At 46.0% G+C, this 15609-nt stretch carries 13 protein-coding genes; 6 read left to right on the forward strand and 7 right to left on the reverse strand.

The features are described from left to right. Positions 1 to 252 precede the first annotated feature (252 nt). The 6 genes from fre to trxA all read right to left on the reverse strand — a co-directional run bounded on the left by fre (position 253) and on the right by trxA (position 6064). Positions 253 to 960, reverse strand: a complete 708-nt coding sequence (fre, locus tag DD616_RS04250) for an NAD(P)H-flavin reductase (protein WP_088731505.1) — start codon at positions 958 to 960, stop codon at positions 253 to 255. A 14-nt stretch (positions 961 to 974) separates the two neighbouring features. Then, the gene (locus DD616_RS04255) at positions 975 to 1244 is read right to left on the reverse strand and encodes a 2Fe-2S iron-sulfur cluster-binding protein (protein ID WP_013855397.1); all 270 of its coding nucleotides are present in this window, start codon (positions 1242 to 1244) and stop codon (positions 975 to 977) included. Beyond that, a complete protein-coding gene (gene ubiD / locus DD616_RS04260) occupies positions 1241 to 3097 on the reverse strand; it encodes a 4-hydroxy-3-polyprenylbenzoate decarboxylase (protein ID WP_208871990.1) in 1857 nt (618 codons plus the stop codon). The genes DD616_RS04255 and ubiD overlap by 4 nt, the downstream gene beginning before the upstream one ends. A gap of 77 nt (positions 3098 to 3174) precedes the next feature. Beyond that, positions 3175 to 4170, reverse strand: a complete 996-nt coding sequence (locus DD616_RS04265; RefSeq protein ID WP_208871991.1) for a hypothetical protein — start codon at positions 4168 to 4170, stop codon at positions 3175 to 3177. 108 nt (positions 4171 to 4278) lie between these two features. Continuing rightward, on the reverse strand, positions 4279 to 5538 hold the full coding sequence (gene rho, locus DD616_RS04270) for a transcription termination factor Rho (RefSeq protein ID WP_010319292.1): 1260 nt from the start codon (positions 5536 to 5538) through the stop codon (positions 4279 to 4281). Between the two features lie 199 nt (positions 5539 to 5737). Next, on the reverse strand, positions 5738 to 6064 hold the full coding sequence (trxA, locus tag DD616_RS04275) for a thioredoxin TrxA (protein ID WP_010319293.1): 327 nt from the start codon (positions 6062 to 6064) through the stop codon (positions 5738 to 5740). A 111-nt stretch (positions 6065 to 6175) separates the two neighbouring features. On the opposite strand from trxA, the gene rhlB reads away from it, so the two are divergent. Together rhlB and gppA are read left to right on the forward strand one after the other, a co-directional pair. After that, positions 6176 to 7486, forward strand: a complete 1311-nt coding sequence (gene rhlB, locus DD616_RS04280; protein ID WP_026027733.1) for an ATP-dependent RNA helicase RhlB — start codon at positions 6176 to 6178, stop codon at positions 7484 to 7486. 7 nt (positions 7487 to 7493) lie between these two features. Beyond that, positions 7494 to 8987, forward strand: coding sequence for a guanosine-5'-triphosphate,3'-diphosphate diphosphatase (gppA, locus tag DD616_RS04285; protein WP_019281051.1), 1494 nt, complete (start codon positions 7494 to 7496; stop codon positions 8985 to 8987). Between the two features lie 105 nt (positions 8988 to 9092). On the opposite strand, the gene DD616_RS04290 is transcribed toward gppA, so the two are convergent. Further along, the gene (locus DD616_RS04290; RefSeq protein WP_208871992.1) at positions 9093 to 9767 is read right to left on the reverse strand and encodes a 7-cyano-7-deazaguanine/7-aminomethyl-7-deazaguanine transporter; all 675 of its coding nucleotides are present in this window, start codon (positions 9765 to 9767) and stop codon (positions 9093 to 9095) included. A 391-nt stretch (positions 9768 to 10158) separates the two neighbouring features. Between DD616_RS04290 and gmk the strand changes: the two genes are divergently transcribed. The 4 genes from gmk (at position 10159) to recG (ending at position 15604) form a co-directional block, all read left to right on the forward strand. After that, positions 10159 to 10782, forward strand: a complete 624-nt coding sequence (gmk, locus tag DD616_RS04295; protein WP_017044367.1) for a guanylate kinase — start codon at positions 10159 to 10161, stop codon at positions 10780 to 10782. Positions 10783 to 10885: 103 nt separating this feature from the next. Then, positions 10886 to 11158, forward strand: a complete 273-nt coding sequence (gene rpoZ, locus DD616_RS04300) for a DNA-directed RNA polymerase subunit omega (protein ID WP_013855406.1) — start codon at positions 10886 to 10888, stop codon at positions 11156 to 11158. Between the two features lie 39 nt (positions 11159 to 11197). Next, complete coding sequence (gene spoT, locus DD616_RS04305; RefSeq protein WP_017045712.1) at positions 11198 to 13318, forward strand: bifunctional GTP diphosphokinase/guanosine-3',5'-bis pyrophosphate 3'-pyrophosphohydrolase; 2121 nt, start codon at positions 11198 to 11200, stop codon at positions 13316 to 13318. A 207-nt stretch (positions 13319 to 13525) separates the two neighbouring features. Beyond that, entirely contained in the window at positions 13526 to 15604 is a 2079-nt protein-coding gene (recG, locus tag DD616_RS04310; RefSeq protein WP_208871993.1) for an ATP-dependent DNA helicase RecG, read from the forward strand. Positions 15605 to 15609 lie beyond the last annotated feature (5 nt).

Here is a 15609-nt window from a genome sequence, read left to right on the forward strand (position 1 = left end):
ATGAAAAGTGTCAAACACTTTTTTACATTATTTCGTCTTACCGATTTGACCTACTGATTGGCTGCCTAATTAGGCTTGAACCCTTACTAGCTGTGCCGTGTCAGTGAGGCGGCATTATAGGGAGAACGAAGATGAGTGCAAGCGGTTTTTAATAAAAAATAAGAAAAACATCTATTTTGTTTAAATAGCAGCCACAAAGCGTCAAAAGAGAGCATTTCGCTCTCTTTTGATAGGCTTTAATCTCTCTCGATCTTAAATAAAAGCGTAGGCATCAGCAAACATGTGATCGCTTTTTGCATTTTTGTATTGGGTAAACTGTTCTCTTGCTGCTCCAGCCATATCAAAACGACCTGCAATATAAATGTCGTACGCTTCTAACGACTCGAAATCATCATTGATCGCTTGGAGTACATTGCCAACCTTACCATTCCAACTTTCATCAGCCGTTTCAACAACAGGTACAAAGTGGATGTTCTCAAATTGCTGAGCAATCTCACTCAGTTCTGTTTTTGCATAGAGTTGGTAAACGTCTTTTGCTCCCCAGTACAAATAGATAGCGTTACTTTTCTTTTGGCTAATACAGTGATCTAAAATCGAGCGTACATAGCTAAAGCCTGTTCCTCCAGCAATGAGTAGTAGAGGGCGCTCATTTTCTTTTACCCACGCATCACCGTGAGGTGCATCTATATTGACTAAACCCTTGTTGCTTAATGCCGTTCTCATTTTCTCAACCACTTCCTGTGCATAAGCATTGTGCTCGGCGGCACCAATGTGCAACTCTAGTTCACCAGAACGGCAAGGGCTGCTTGCGATAGAAAATGGACGTTTATCTTTCTCACCCATTTCTACCATGAGATATTGCCCAGCTTTAAATGCAAGAACGCTTTCAGGTTGGAGGATGATTTTATAAGTATTAGAGGCTAATGGCTCAATTGACTTTACTTTACATTGGGTGGTCATGTTTTTCCTCTGACTTACTCTGCAAAAGTAAGTACTAAGTTACTTGTTGCAAAGGCTTGGCAAGGGAATATCCAACCTTGTCGCTGCTCTTCGTCAGTCAACATCGGTTCTAAGTTATATTCCACTACACCTTCTAATTTTCTGCACATACACATAGCGCATGCACCTATTTGACAACGGTGTGGAAAAGAGATGTTCTTGTTGAGCGCAGCTTCCAACACCGTTGTACCGTCTTGCACTTCAAAAGTATCGCCTTTCGGCAGCAAGATCACCGTATAAGTCATAAAATACCTAGCTCATCCCAGAGCGAGTCTATTTTGGTGACGACCTCGTGATCTTTTTGGATTGGCGTCCCCCACTCTCGCTGAACTTCACCAGAGAGTTTGTTGGTTGCATCCAGTAGGAGCTTGGAACATTGCCCTTCATTAGTTTCTATACGATCAGTATCTCGAGACGGATCCATGCGCGTGGTTATCGCCCAAATCACATCATTCCAATCTCGGATATTCACATCATCATCACAGAGCACAACAAACTTCAGGTTTGAAAATGTCTCTAAAAATGCCCATATCTTTTTTAACAACTCTTGAGATTGACCAGCGAACGCTTTGTTCATGGATACCATCAAGAAACCATCATTAGAAAATGGCACTAAATAGATATCAACAATCTCAGAATGCTGAGCTCTAAGCTGATCCAAATGCTCAGCTTTGATCTGAGGAGCCGTTGATGGGGATGACTGTTGTCTTGTACCGTCACTCTCAACATCCCATTTAATGGTAGCATCTAAGCCCATTTTGGAGCCTAGCCCCACCACTGGAGAGGCAAAATCAAGTGAATCAATCGGTGTATGTTCGATGAATAAAGTGTCTCGGACTGGGTCCATATGTGTTGTCATTGCATTGATAACTGAATTCCAATCACGAGCATCGACTGATTCATCGCACACCACCACATATTTAGTGTACATAAACTGGCGAAGGAACGACCAAACTCCCATCATGACTCGCTTTGCATGACCAGGGTATTGCTTTTTCATCGTCACCACCGCCATTCGATAAGAACAACCTTCCGGCGGCAAATAGAAATCGACGATTTCAGGGAACTGTTTTTGGAGTATAGGTACAAACACTTCATTTAACGCAACACCAAGCACAGCTGGTTCATCAGGTGGGCGTCCGGTATAAGTGCTATGGTAGATAGGATTGCTGCGCATTGTGATATGCGTAACCGTAAAGACACGATGCTTTTCAACTTCATTATAGTAACCCGTGTGATCACCATAAGGCCCTTCGTCAGCATATTCGTTTGGATCTATGTAGCCTTCCAGCACAATTTCCGCACTAGCAGGCACATCTAGATCATTACTGAGCGATTTAACCACTTCTGTTTTACTGCCTCGTAGCAATCCAGCAAAAGCATATTCAGAAAGCGTATCTGGCACTGGTGTCACCGCGCCTAGAATGGTTGCAGGATCAGCACCAAAAGCCACTGAAACTGGGAAATTCTCTCCGGGGTGAGTGTCCATCCAATCTCTTAAATCTAGAGCACCACCACGATGCGCCAGCCAACGCATGATGACTTTGTTTTTACTGAGTTTCTGTTGGCGATAAATCCCGAGATTTTGTCGCTTCTTGTTTGGCCCTTTAGTGATCGTCAGCCCCCAAGTCAGAAGAGGAGCAACATCATCGGCCCAACAACTCATCACTGGGATTTTGTCTAAGTCAACATCGTTGCCCTGCCAAACAATCTCCTGGCAAGGAGCCTTGCGTAGTCGTTTGGTTGGCATGTTGAGCACTTGCTTAAATAAAGGCAATTTATCGATAGCATCTTTGAAGCCCTGTGGTGGCTCGGGCTCTTTGAGATAAGCCAGTAATTTGCCGACTTCCCTTAACTCTTGGACCTCTTTACGCCCCATGCCGATCGCGACGCGTTTTGCGGTGCCAAACAAGTTAGTGAGCACGGGAACCGTATAACCGATCGGGTTTTCAAATAGCAAAGCAGGACCTGCGGCACGCAAAGTGCGGTCGCTAATTTCCGTCATTTCATAATGAGGATCAATCGGGCAAGTAATGCGTTTTAGTTGGCCTGTTTTTTCCAGATGGTCAACAAATTCACGTAAATCCTTAAAGCTCATAGGCCTACTACATCGCTGATTAAACTGCAGGCAGTATAACAAAAACAACCCATTAACGATCCCCAAATTTCATAGGGTTATTGAGAGAGGGCTTGCAAAATACCACGACTTTTCACCTGAGAATTACTCACCAGTAAATCCTTTAGCCAGCGGCTGTGTCCTTGCTCGACCAAAGCAGTGGCCACTAAATTGACCTCTTCATTGATTGACATTTTGGCTATCAGAAAGTCGCGGATATCAGGACGCATGGGGCTGATGCGAACTAATGCCTTAATCGCTTGTACTTTTAAACTTGGATTTTCACTGGCGGCCATGATCTGTTTTATCGCAAATTCATCGCTTACGCCGGCTAATCGTGTGAGTTCCTGCTGAATGGAGAAATCGACCCGCATCAGCCACAGGAGTTTATAGATTTTAGGATCTTCACTAACTTGAGCTAATCGAACCATCACTTGTGTGGAAGGCAACCACCCGGTCACTGGCTCTGATGTCAGTTGCTCAGTGAGCACAGCTAAAGCACTTGGGGATAGTGTATCTAACTCGCGGATCAGTAACGTTTCGCGAATTTTTACTTGATACTGAGTCCCTGACAACCATGTTTTCAGTACTAGCTCTTGGCGCTCCGCCTTCACCAAGAAATCGAGAATGGTTTGTTCCTGCCGCCAACGCTTTAATAAACGGCTGGCTATCGCAGAAGAGTCAAAAGCTGGAGTTGAGAATTCATAGCCTTGTTCTTTTTCAACAACTTGGTAAGTGGGTGCAAGCGCTTGCTGTTCTTCAATGAAGATCACCATATTCGGCGTTAGCGCAAGATCCAACTGCTCGATTTTTTGCAGCAACAGAAAACGTGCAGCTTCTTGCGGTAATAGCGCTAAACGTTGTAATGAAAAACGCAAAGAATCAAATTCATCATGTACCGCGTACTGCAATAGCTCTGCACTTTTATGGCGAATTTGTTCTTCCTGAAGCCATTTCTGAGCTGTATCAGACGTTATTTCTATAGAGGCAGCACTTGGCCACGCACAAAATAAAAATAGCGAGAGGAGAAGCGACGACAACATTCCTTGTTGCATTTTAACCTCCTTGTAACATTTGGCCTATTGTGGAAGGTTAATGGGTCAAATGCAAACAAAAACGCCACCGATAAACGGTGGCGTTGGTCATACTAAACTTAGCGTCTATTATTGACGGCGCATCGCATCAAAAAACTCATCATTAGTTTTCGTCATCGCGAGCTTATCAATTAAGAATTCCATTGCGTCACTTTCACTCATTGGGTGAACGATCTTACGCAGAATCCACATTTTTTGTAACTCATCAGGTTTAGTAAGCAACTCTTCACGACGAGTACCGCTGCGGTTGAAGTCGATAGCAGGGAAGACACGTTTTTCCGCAATTTTACGGTTAAGGTGCAATTCCATGTTACCTGTACCTTTAAACTCTTCGTAGATAACTTCATCCATTTTAGAGCCAGTATCAACCAGTGCCGTCGCAATAATCGTTAAACTACCGCCTTCTTCTACATTACGAGCCGCACCAAAAAAGCGCTTAGGACGTTGCAATGCGTTGGCATCCACACCACCAGTCAACACTTTGCCAGATGACGGGATCACAGTGTTGTAGGCGCGAGCTAAACGTGTGATGGAATCAAGCAGGATAACGACATCTTTCTTATGCTCAACCAAACGTTTTGCTTTTTCGATCACCATTTCTGCCACTTGTACGTGGCGTGAAGCTGGCTCATCAAACGTAGAAGCAACCACTTCACCTTTCACAAGGCGTTGCATTTCCGTTACTTCTTCAGGACGTTCGTCAATCAGTAGCACCATCAACACGCAATCAGGATGGTTGTTAGCAATACTTTGCGCGATATTTTGTAGCAACATGGTTTTGCCCGCTTTTGGCGGAGCAACAATCAAACCACGCTGGCCTTTACCAATCGGAGAGGCAAGGTCTAGAACTCGTGCCGTAATGTCTTCTGTCGAGCCATTACCACGCTCCATGATCATACGTTCATTGGCATGCAGTGGAGTTAAGTTCTCAAATAAAATCTTGTTACGTGCATTATCCGGTTTGTCGTGGTTAACGGTGTTAACTTTTAACAATGCGAAATAACGTTCGCCTTCTTTTGGTGGGCGAATTTTGCCGGATACTGAGTCACCGGTGCGTAAGTTGAAACGGCGAATTTGGCTTGGTGATACGTAGATATCATCAGGGCCAGCTAAATATGAACAGTCGGCGCTACGTAAGAAACCAAAACCGTCTTGAAGAATTTCCAAGACCCCATCACCAAATATATCTTCACCACTTTTTGCGTGCGCTTTTAGGATGGAGAAGATGATGTCTTGTTTTCTTAGACGCGCTAGGTTTTCGAGGCCTAGGCTCTCACCAAGTTTCACAAGATCAGACACAGGTCTGTTCTTCAATTCTGTTAGATTCATTGTGGTGGATACTTGTTTAGTCAAAATAGGATCTATTTTCTAGTTAAGATGGATTTTGGTCTCAGGATCGACCAAGAAGTGAACACTTGTCTAATTAACGTGCGATAAACTAGCACTAAATAATAGCCTAGTCTAGAGTTTGTTTCTTTTCAAAAAAACAAAGCCGTGCATCAGAAAATGTACGGCTTTGCGATACCTGTTATAGGTTTGCGTCCAAAAACTCTTTCAATTGAGTTTTTGATAACGCACCAACTTTCGTTGCAGCGACGTTGCCATTTTTGAACAGCAGCAAGGTTGGGATGCCACGAATACCAAACTTAGGTGGAGTACCTGCGTTGTGGTCGATATTTAATTTACCGATAGTCAGTTTGCCTTCGTACTCGCTAGCGATTTCATCCAAAATTGGCGCAATCATCTTACAAGGACCACACCATTCTGCCCAAAAATCAACAAGAACAGGGCCTGCAGCTTTGATTACATCGTTCTCAAAACCATCATCTGTAAGCTGCAAAATCTTATCGCTCATCTTCCACTCCAATATGTTTTTCTGCACTGATTATAAGCTAACCAGTAAATAGATGCTCTATTGGAATGTATTTACTTTCGTATTGCAAGCTTAAGCTGATATTCTATGGCGATGAAAAAGACACATATCACAGAGCAAAAGTTCGCCGATTTGGGATTACATCCTCAAGTTGTTGAAGGATTGGAAAAAAAAGGGTTCGATTACTGTACCCCGATCCAAGCCTTGGCGTTGCCGGTACTGCTCACCGGCCAAGACATTGCAGGCCAGGCCCAAACAGGGACTGGTAAAACGCTTGCGTTTCTCGCTGCTACTTTTAACCACTTACTAACAACCCCTGAACATGAAGGGCGAAAACCGACGCAGCCGCGTGCCATTATTATGGCTCCGACTCGTGAGTTAGCGATTCAAATTTATAACGACGCCGAACCTCTGATTGCCAGTACTGGCATCAAAGCCGCGCTGGCTTACGGTGGTGAAAGCTACGATAAGCAGTTGTCTAAACTGCAAGATGGTGTCGACATATTGATCGGTACAACAGGACGTATCATCGATTTCTACAAACAACACGTGTTTAACTTGAATAATATTCAAGCAGTTGTGCTAGATGAAGCTGATCGCATGTTTGACCTTGGTTTTATCAAGGACATTCGTTTTCTGTTTCGCCGTATGCCAGAACCTAAAGAGCGCCTGAACATGCTGTTTTCAGCCACGCTTTCTTATCGCGTTCAAGAGTTGGCGTTCGAGCACATGCATAACCCTGAGCACGTGGTTGTTGAACCAGAACAAAAAACTGGCCATCGCATCCAAGAAGAGCTGTTCTACCCGTCTAACGAACATAAGATGGCGCTATTACAGACACTGATAGAACAAGACTGGCCAGATCGCGCCATCATTTTTGCCAACACAAAACACCGCTGCGACTCTATTTGGGGTCATTTAGCTGCAGATGGGCACCGTGTCGGCCTGCTAACGGGTGATGTACCGCAGAAGAAACGTGAAAAGATCCTTGAGCAATTTACTACCGGTGATGTCGACATTCTTGTTGCAACCGACGTGGCAGCGCGAGGCTTACACATTCCTCAAGTCACACACGTATTCAACTACGACTTACCTGATGACTGTGAAGACTACGTGCACCGCATTGGTCGTACAGGTCGCGCAGGAGAGAGTGGTCACTCGATTAGTTTTGCCTGTGAAGAGTACGCCATTAACCTAACCGCGATTGAAGAGTACACCGGGCACGCAGTTCCTGTTTCTGATTACGATGCATCGGCGTTGATTGAAGACTTACCACCGCCAATTCGTCTGCGTTCTCGTAATCCTCAGCAGCGCCGCACTAATAACAATGGCCCTCGTACTGGCAACCGTAAGCCACAAAGTCGTCGCCCACGTCAACCGCATCAAAGTAATAAGGGTTCGTAATCCATTTATGAGTAAAGCCGTCTCCTCGCCGCTCTACGCTGCCATCGACCTTGGGTCGAACAGTTTTCATATGCTCATCGTGCGTCATATTGATGGCAGTGTACAAACGATGGCCAAAATAAAGCGCAAAGTACGCTTGGCCGCCGGGTTAGATGATAACAACGCTCTTAGCCAAGAAGCGATGCAGCGAGGATGGGACTGCCTCAGTTTATTTGCGGAACGACTGCAAGATGTACCCGCCAGCAATATCCGTATTGTTGGCACTGCCACACTGCGTACAGCCACCAACGTTGAACTGTTTTTAACTCAAGCCAACCAAATACTCGGCCACCCCATTCAGGTTATTTCCGGTGAAGAAGAGGCGGCTACTATCTATAAAGGAGTGGCGCACACTTCAGGTGGCTTAGGACGACGCTTGGTTGTCGATATTGGTGGGGCCAGTACTGAACTCATCATTGGTGAAGGGTTCGATGCCAAAGCGTTAACCAGTTTAAAAATGGGCTGCGTCACTTGGCTTGAGCGCCATTTTAAAGACAGACAACTTAACGCGGCTAACTTTAATCGAGCGATCGATGCGGCAAAACAGACGTTAGCGCCTATCCTTGAACAATACTCACAGTTAGGTTGGGATGTGTGCGTGGGTGCCAGTGGCACAGTACAAGCGTTGCAAGAAATTATGCTAGCGCAAGGGATGGATGAGGTGATCACTCATACCAAACTAAAACGCTTGCAAAAACAAGCGATGCTCGCCGATCACTTGGAAGAGCTTGATATTGAAGGCTTAACTTTAGAGCGAGCGTTAGTTTTCCCAAGTGGCCTCTCGATTTTAATTGCCATCTTTGAACTGCTCGAGATTGAATCGATGACTTTAGCTGGCGGCGCATTGCGTGAAGGCTTAGTGTATGAAATGGTCGAAGAGCTGCGCCAAGATGACATTCGAACGCGTACCATCAATAGCGTTCAGGTGCGATATCAAATTGATGTTGACTACGCCAAGCAAGTGGCTCAACTTGCCCAATCGCTGCTCAAACAGTGTGGGGGGGAAGATTGGATTGCGGAACCGCAAGCTGAAATGCTGCTCACTACCGCTGCACAATTGCATGAAATAGGGTTAGCGATTGATTTAAAAAAAGGCGGTGAACACAGCGCCTACCTGTTACAAAACCTCGACTTACCCGGCTATACCCGTGCACAGAAACACTTTCTAGGCGAAATTGCTCGTCGTTATCGCGAGCAGCTCTCTTCATTGCCAGAGCAGTACGCTCTGTCGGGCAACAGCGCCAAACGGGTGTTACGTTTACTGCGCCTTGCCGTATTGCTCAGCCATCGTCGTAACGAGGCACTACAGCCTAAATTTACACTGCAAGCTCAAGGTGACCAACTGACTCTTCGGTTATCCGCCAAATGGTTAGCGGCCAATCCTCTCACCACCGCCGAGCTGGATATTGAAGCAAACCGTCAAAGCGACATTGGTTGGCCACTCATTATCGACCCATCATAGTTATAAGATGCAGACACATAAAAAAGCCCGAGCAGCACTTGCTCGGGCTTTGATTTTCTATCTTCCTAGTATAATAGCTTGCTACTCCACTACTGAACATTTCAACTACTGAGCATTGATCCTAACGGTTCGAAAATCAGGGTTGACCGCTGTCAGCTTCCGGATCAAGTAATTGAGCAGCACACCGTACATCGGCACAAACAGGCCTAAACTGATCACCAGTTTAAAACCATAATCGACCAAGGCAATTTCGGTCCAATGTTCAGCCATGAATGGATCGGGGCTTTGATAGAAAGCAATCGCAAAAAAAGCGACCGTGTCTAATGCATTACCAAATAACGTAGAACATGTTGGCGCAACCCACCATTGCTTCATCTGGCGCAGACGATTAAACACATGCACATCCATAATTTGCCCTAGCAAATACGCCATAAAACTGGCAATCGCAATACGCGCAACAAACAGATTAAACTCATGAAGCTGAGCAAGCCCTTGGAATTGACCTTCAAAAAATAGCACCGAGAGTGCATAAGAAACAATCAAAGCCGGTAACATCACTAAGAAAATGATTTTACGAGCCAACGCTGCACCAAAAATGCGTACAGTGAGATCCGTTGCCAGAAAAATGAATGGGAAAGTAAATGCGCCCCAAGTGGTATGTAAACCGAATACAGTAAAGGGCAACTGAACCAGATAATTGCTTGATGCGATAATGATCAAATGAAATAGCACTAAAAGTGCCAAAGCTTTGCGCTGCTGCGCAAGGGTAAAGTAACTCATTGTGTACCTTTTTAGTTTGTTTTGGGGGCGAGGGAACCCAAATCGAAGAATTAGTCTTGCATTAATTTATAGGCTTACCACGCGATCATATTCAAATCACGAGCTCAGCGGCGGGCGATTATACAGCAATAAACCCCCTCGACAAGCCTTGAAATAAGAGCAAACGTTTACCCATTGAAGAAAATATCACCGTTTTAAAATTCCCCTTTCACAGCTAAAGGCCGACCTTTTTGTTGTAGACATCCATGGGAACGTGCTACTCTTCGCCTCCATTTTTTCTGGCCTTATTTTCATTTTCTAGGATGAAACTCTCTGGGTCAGTGCTATCTTTTAACATGCTGATAGACGCAAATATCAGCATTCAATCCTAACCTAACGTGGAACAGAACAGATGGGCAAAGGTACTCTTTATATCGTCTCTGCACCCAGTGGTGCAGGCAAATCAAGCTTGATCTCTGCGATGTTGGAAACCAACCCAACCTATGCGATGAAAGTCTCTGTTTCACATACCACACGCGGCATGCGTCCGGGCGAACAAGATGGTGTTCATTACCATTTTGTACAAAAAGAGCTGTTTGAAGAGTTGATTACTAAAGGTGAATTTCTCGAACATGCTGAAGTATTTGGCAACTACTACGGCACCTCTAAGGTATGGATTGAAAATAACCTCAACAAAGGCATTGACGTTTTTCTTGATATTGACTGGCAAGGCGCGCGTCAAATACGCGACAAAATGCCGGATGCAAAAAGTGTGTTTATCCTTCCTCCTTCAAAAGAAGAATTGGAACGCCGCTTGAATGCTCGTGGTCAAGACAGTGAAGCCGTCATTGCTAAACGTATGAATGAAGCTCAAGCTGAAATCTCGCATTACACCGAATACGACTATGTCATCATAAATGATGATTTCGATGTGGCATTAATGGATTTCAGAGCTATTTTACGTGCTGAACGATTGAAGCAAGACAAGCAAGCTGCTAAATATAACAGCATGCTCAACGCGCTACTGGCGGAATAATCACCCGCTCAAACAAGGCAAAGTCTATCGCTAGTATAAACAAAGATTAGACTGTATACTTTCTCGTCATTTAAAAATTTTTAGTTAACTATTTGGAGTTCTCATGGCACGCGTAACTGTTCAAGACGCTGTTGAAAAAGTGGGCAATCGTTTCGACCTAGTTCTGATTGCGGCTCGCCGCGCTCGTCAAATGCAAACTGGCGGTAAAGATTCATTGGTGCCAGAAGAGAACGATAAGCCAACCGTTATCGCTCTGCGCGAAATCGAAGAAGGTCTTATCACGAAAGATGTGCTTGATGCTCGTGAGCGCCAAGAGCAGAAAGAGCAAGAAGCCGCAGAATTGGCCGCCGTAAGCAGCATCGCTCACAACCGTTAATTCTGCCATTCAAATTCAACAACCTTCCGGGCCTATAATTTGTATCTATTTGATAGCCTTAAAGACGTTGTCCAAGAATACCTAACAGAGCCTCAAATTGAGGCTCTGCGTCAATCTTATGTGGTCGCACGTGAAGCCCATGAAGGGCAAACCCGTTCTAGCGGCGAACCTTACATCATTCACCCTGTTGCGGTTTCTCGAATTTTGGCTGATATGCGCCTTGATTTGGAAACGCTACAAGCAGCGTTATTACATGATGTCATCGAAGATTGCGATGTCACTAAAGACGATCTTGAAGCGCAATTTGGTCACGCCGTGGCGGAATTGGTAGACGGGGTTTCTAAACTCGACAAGTTGAAATTTCGTGATCGTAAAGAAGCTCAAGCCGAGAACTTTCGTAAGATGGTGCTGGCAATGGTGCAAGACATTCGCGTTATTCTCATCAAACTTGCTGACCGCACACACAATATGCGTACCCTTGGCGCATTGCGCCCGGATAAAAAGCGTCGTATTGCCCGTGAAACGTTAGAGATTTACGCGCCTCTTGCTCACCGCTTAGGGATTCATAACATCAAGACTGAGCTAGAAGAGCTTGGCTTTGAAGCATTGTACCCAAATCGTTATCGCGTATTGAAAGAAGTGGTAAGATCCGCTCGCGGTAACCGCAAAGAGATGATCCAACGCATCCACAGTGAAATTGAAGGCCGCTTGCAAGATTTCGGTTTGAAAGCACGCGTGGTCGGCCGTGAAAAGAACCTGTTCTCCATCTATAACAAGATGAAAACCAAAGAGCAGCGCTTTCATACCATTATGGACATCTACGCTTTTCGAGTCGTGGTCGACACTGCAGATACTTGTTATCGTGCATTAGGCCAAGTTCATAGCTTGTACAAACCTCGCCCGGGGCGCATGAAAGATTACATCGCCGTGCCCAAAGCGAACGGCTACCAATCTTTGCATACCTCGATGGTCGGCCCACACGGCGTCCCAGTTGAAGTGCAGATCCGCACTGAAGACATGGAACAGATGGCCGACAAAGGTGTTGCTGCTCATTGGTCTTACAAAGGTAATGGCGAACGCACTGGCACCACCGCGCAAATTAAAGCACAGCGCTGGATGCAAAGCCTACTTGAGCTACAACAAAGCGCTGGCAACTCGTTTGAGTTTATTGAGAACGTTAAGTCGGATCTTTTCCCTGATGAAATCTACGTCTTCACCCCCAAAGGCCGCATCGTTGAGCTGCCTGTCGGGGCAACTGCGGTTGATTTTGCCTACGCGGTACACACCGATGTCGGTAATACCTGTGTTGGAGCTCGTGTTGATCGAAACCCTTATCCGTTAAGTAAATCACTGAAAAACGGCCAAACGATTGAAATCATCAGCGCACCTGGGGCTCGTCCTAATGCCGCTTGGCTCAACTATGTGGTCACGTCTCGCGCTCGTACTAAGATACGTCAAGTACTTAAAACCATGCGCCGTGAGGAATCGATCACACTTGGTAGACGTTTGCTCAATCACGCGCTGGGTGATCTTTCACTCAGTGACATCAGTGACGAGAACATTAAGCATGTGATTGGTGAGCTTAAAATGGCCACGGTCGATGATCTGCTGGCCGCGATTGGTTTAGGCGAACTGATGAGTATTGTCATTGCGCGTCGTCTGCTTGGCGATGCTGATGAGCTGACCGAAGTGGAAAGCAATGATGGCAAACCGAAAAAGAAACTGCCGATCCGCGGCGCTGAAGGTATTTTGCTCACGTTTGCTAACTGCTGCCACCCCATCCCAGACGATCACATCATTGCGCATGTATCTCCGGGTCGTGGTTTAGTGGTGCATCGTGAAACCTGCCCTAATGTTCGTGGCTACCAAAAAGAGCCGGATCGTTACATGGCGGTTGAGTGGTCTAAAGATTACGACCAAGAGTTCATCACCGAACTGAAAGTGGACATGCAAAACCACCAAGGTGCGTTAGCGGAACTGACGAATGTAATCTCGAAAACAGGTTCCAACATTCATGGCCTCTCCACCGAGGAGCGTGATGGACGTTTGTATACTGTCACTGTGCTGCTGACCACCAAAGATCGCATTCACTTAGCAAACATCATGAAAAAAATTCGTGTGATGCCTCATGCACTGAAAGTGCGACGCCGGAAAAATTAAACTATCCAAATAAATAAAACCCCTTGCGGCTAACCACTCATGGGGTTTTTTATTTTCTGACACCCTACCCCCATCTTGCATTTTAGGCGTCACTATTCAAATTAGCCGATGGCCTGCCGCTTATCGACCATTACATGATTTTATGCTGTACAAAAAAACAGTTCGATGGTTGAATAATACATAACGATACTGTTAATGAGCCCTGTTATGTCACAGCTACTGTCCGCGATTCCTCTCACCTCACTCTCTGGCGTGGGCGCTAAAGTGGCTGAAAAACTGGAAAAGGTTGGCTTAATCAGTGTGCAAGATCTGCTGTTCCATCTCCCTTTACGTTATGAAGACCGAACACGGATCTACCCTATCGCTAAATTGCATCCCGGGCTTTGGGCCGCTGTGCAAGGTAAAGTCATGGCGGTGGATACGGTTTTTGGCAAACGCAAAATGCTCACAGTAAAAATAAGCGATGGTAACGGCACCATTACGCTGCGTTTTTTTAACTTTACGGCTGGGATGAAAAACAATTTTTCTGAAGGTAAGTTAGTGCACGCTTACGGTGAAATTAAACGTGGTGGATTCGGCCTTGAAATTGTTCATCCTGATTATAAATTTTATGCTCCTCAGCAACAGCCAGATGTCGAAGCTAACTTAACACCCGTTTACCCAACAACCGATGGCCTGCGCCAACTCACGCTACGCACACTCACTGATCAGGCATTAAGTTTACTCGACAAAGCCGCCGTACAAGAATTGCTACCTGCCGGGTTGTATGATCACCAAATTACGCTCTCTGAAGCGCTGCACATCATTCACCGGCCGCCGCCGGGCATTAACCTGCAACTGTTTGATGAAGGGAAACACCCGGCGCAGGTTCGCTTAATTATGGAAGAGCTGTTGGCACAAAACCTCTCCATGTTGGCTGTACGCCATCAAGGCCAGCAAGACATCGCATTGCCACTGGCTGGGTCTGGCAAACTCAAACAACAACTGCTTGCACAACTGCCTTTCTCTCCCACTAAAGCACAAACACGTGTTGTGACAGAGATCGAAGCCGATCTGGCACAAGCTCACCCCATGATGCGTTTAGTACAAGGTGATGTGGGCTCAGGGAAAACCTTGGTCGCAGCATTAGCCGCCGCACATGCTATCGAACATGGCTATCAAGTAGCATTAATGGCACCGACGGAATTGCTGGCCGAGCAGCACGCAATTAATTTTGCCAACTGGTTTGAAGCAATGGGCATCCAAGTCGGCTGGCTGGCGGGAAAATTAAAAGGCAAAGCGAAAGAAACAGAACTGGCTCGCATTGCCAGCGGTGAGGCAAAAATGATAGTGGGTACTCACGCTCTTTTTCAAGAACAAGTTGAATTTCATCACCTTGCGCTCGTCATCATTGATGAACAACACCGCTTTGGCGTCCACCAGCGTTTAGAACTGCGTGAGAAAGGAGCGAAGCAAGGCGCGTATCCGCACCAGTTGATCATGACCGCAACGCCGATCCCACGAACTTTAGCGATGACTGCTTACGCTGATTTAGAAACCTCCGTTATTGATGAACTGCCACCGGGACGAACGCCCATTCAAACTGTCGCAATCCCAGATACAAAGCGTGATGATATCGTCGAGCGCGTACGTCATGCCTGTTTGAGTGAAGGAAAACAGGCTTATTGGGTCTGTACTTTGATTGATGAGTCTGAGGTGCTAGAAGCGCAAGCCGCCGCCGACACAGCGCAAGAACTACAACGCACTCTGCCCGATGTCAAAATCGGTTTGGTGCATGGCCGAATGAAGCCGAGCGAAAAACAAGCGGTGATGCAAGCCTTTAAAAACAATGAACTGCACTTGCTGGTTGCCACAACGGTGATTGAGGTTGGCGTTGACGTGCCGAATGCGAGCTTGATGATCATCGAAAACCCTGAGCGTTTGGGCTTAGCACAGTTGCACCAATTACGCGGCCGCGTAGGGCGAGGCTCTGTCGCCAGTCATTGCGTATTGCTTTACCATGCACCACTATCGAAAACCGCGCAAAAACGCTTGGGTGTACTGCGTGAGAGCAATGACGGTTTTGTGATTGCCCAACGAGACTTAGAAATTCGCGGTCCGGGTGAGCTGCTTGGTACCAAACAGACCGGCCTCGCGGATTTCAAAATTGCGGATTTAGTCCGTGACCAACGTTTAATTCCTGAAGTACAGCGCATTGCTCGCTACTTACACGACCATTATCCAAGCCACGCGACCGCCATTATCGATCGCTGGTTAGGAGAGAAGGACATCTACGCCAAAGCATAAGATTG

Origin of the sequence: Vibrio anguillarum (genome assembly GCF_003390515.1) — a bacterium.
Lineage (GTDB): Bacteria > Pseudomonadota > Gammaproteobacteria > Enterobacterales > Vibrionaceae > Vibrio > Vibrio anguillarum.

Excerpts from the sequence above, each read along its gene's own strand:
- ubiD (WP_208871990.1), bottom strand. The coding sequence starts at position 3,097 with ATGAGCTTTAAGGATTTACGTGAATTTGTTGACCATCTGGAAAAAACA.
- rpoZ (WP_013855406.1), top strand. The coding sequence starts at position 10,886 with ATGGCACGCGTAACTGTTCAAGACGCTGTTGAAAAAGTGGGCAATCGT.
- DD616_RS04255 (WP_013855397.1), bottom strand. The coding sequence starts at position 1,244 with ATGACTTATACGGTGATCTTGCTGCCGAAAGGCGATACTTTTGAAGTG.
- recG (WP_208871993.1), top strand. The coding sequence starts at position 13,526 with ATGTCACAGCTACTGTCCGCGATTCCTCTCACCTCACTCTCTGGCGTG.
- gmk (WP_017044367.1), top strand. The coding sequence starts at position 10,159 with ATGGGCAAAGGTACTCTTTATATCGTCTCTGCACCCAGTGGTGCAGGC.
- rhlB (WP_026027733.1), top strand. The coding sequence starts at position 6,176 with ATGAAAAAGACACATATCACAGAGCAAAAGTTCGCCGATTTGGGATTA.
- rho (WP_010319292.1), bottom strand. The coding sequence starts at position 5,538 with ATGAATCTAACAGAATTGAAGAACAGACCTGTGTCTGATCTTGTGAAA.
- trxA (WP_010319293.1), bottom strand. The coding sequence starts at position 6,064 with ATGAGCGATAAGATTTTGCAGCTTACAGATGATGGTTTTGAGAACGAT.
- DD616_RS04265 (WP_208871991.1), bottom strand. The coding sequence starts at position 4,170 with ATGCAACAAGGAATGTTGTCGTCGCTTCTCCTCTCGCTATTTTTATTT.
- fre (WP_088731505.1), bottom strand. The coding sequence starts at position 960 with ATGACCACCCAATGTAAAGTAAAGTCAATTGAGCCATTAGCCTCTAAT.
- DD616_RS04290 (WP_208871992.1), bottom strand. The coding sequence starts at position 9,767 with ATGAGTTACTTTACCCTTGCGCAGCAGCGCAAAGCTTTGGCACTTTTA.
- gppA (WP_019281051.1), top strand. The coding sequence starts at position 7,494 with ATGAGTAAAGCCGTCTCCTCGCCGCTCTACGCTGCCATCGACCTTGGG.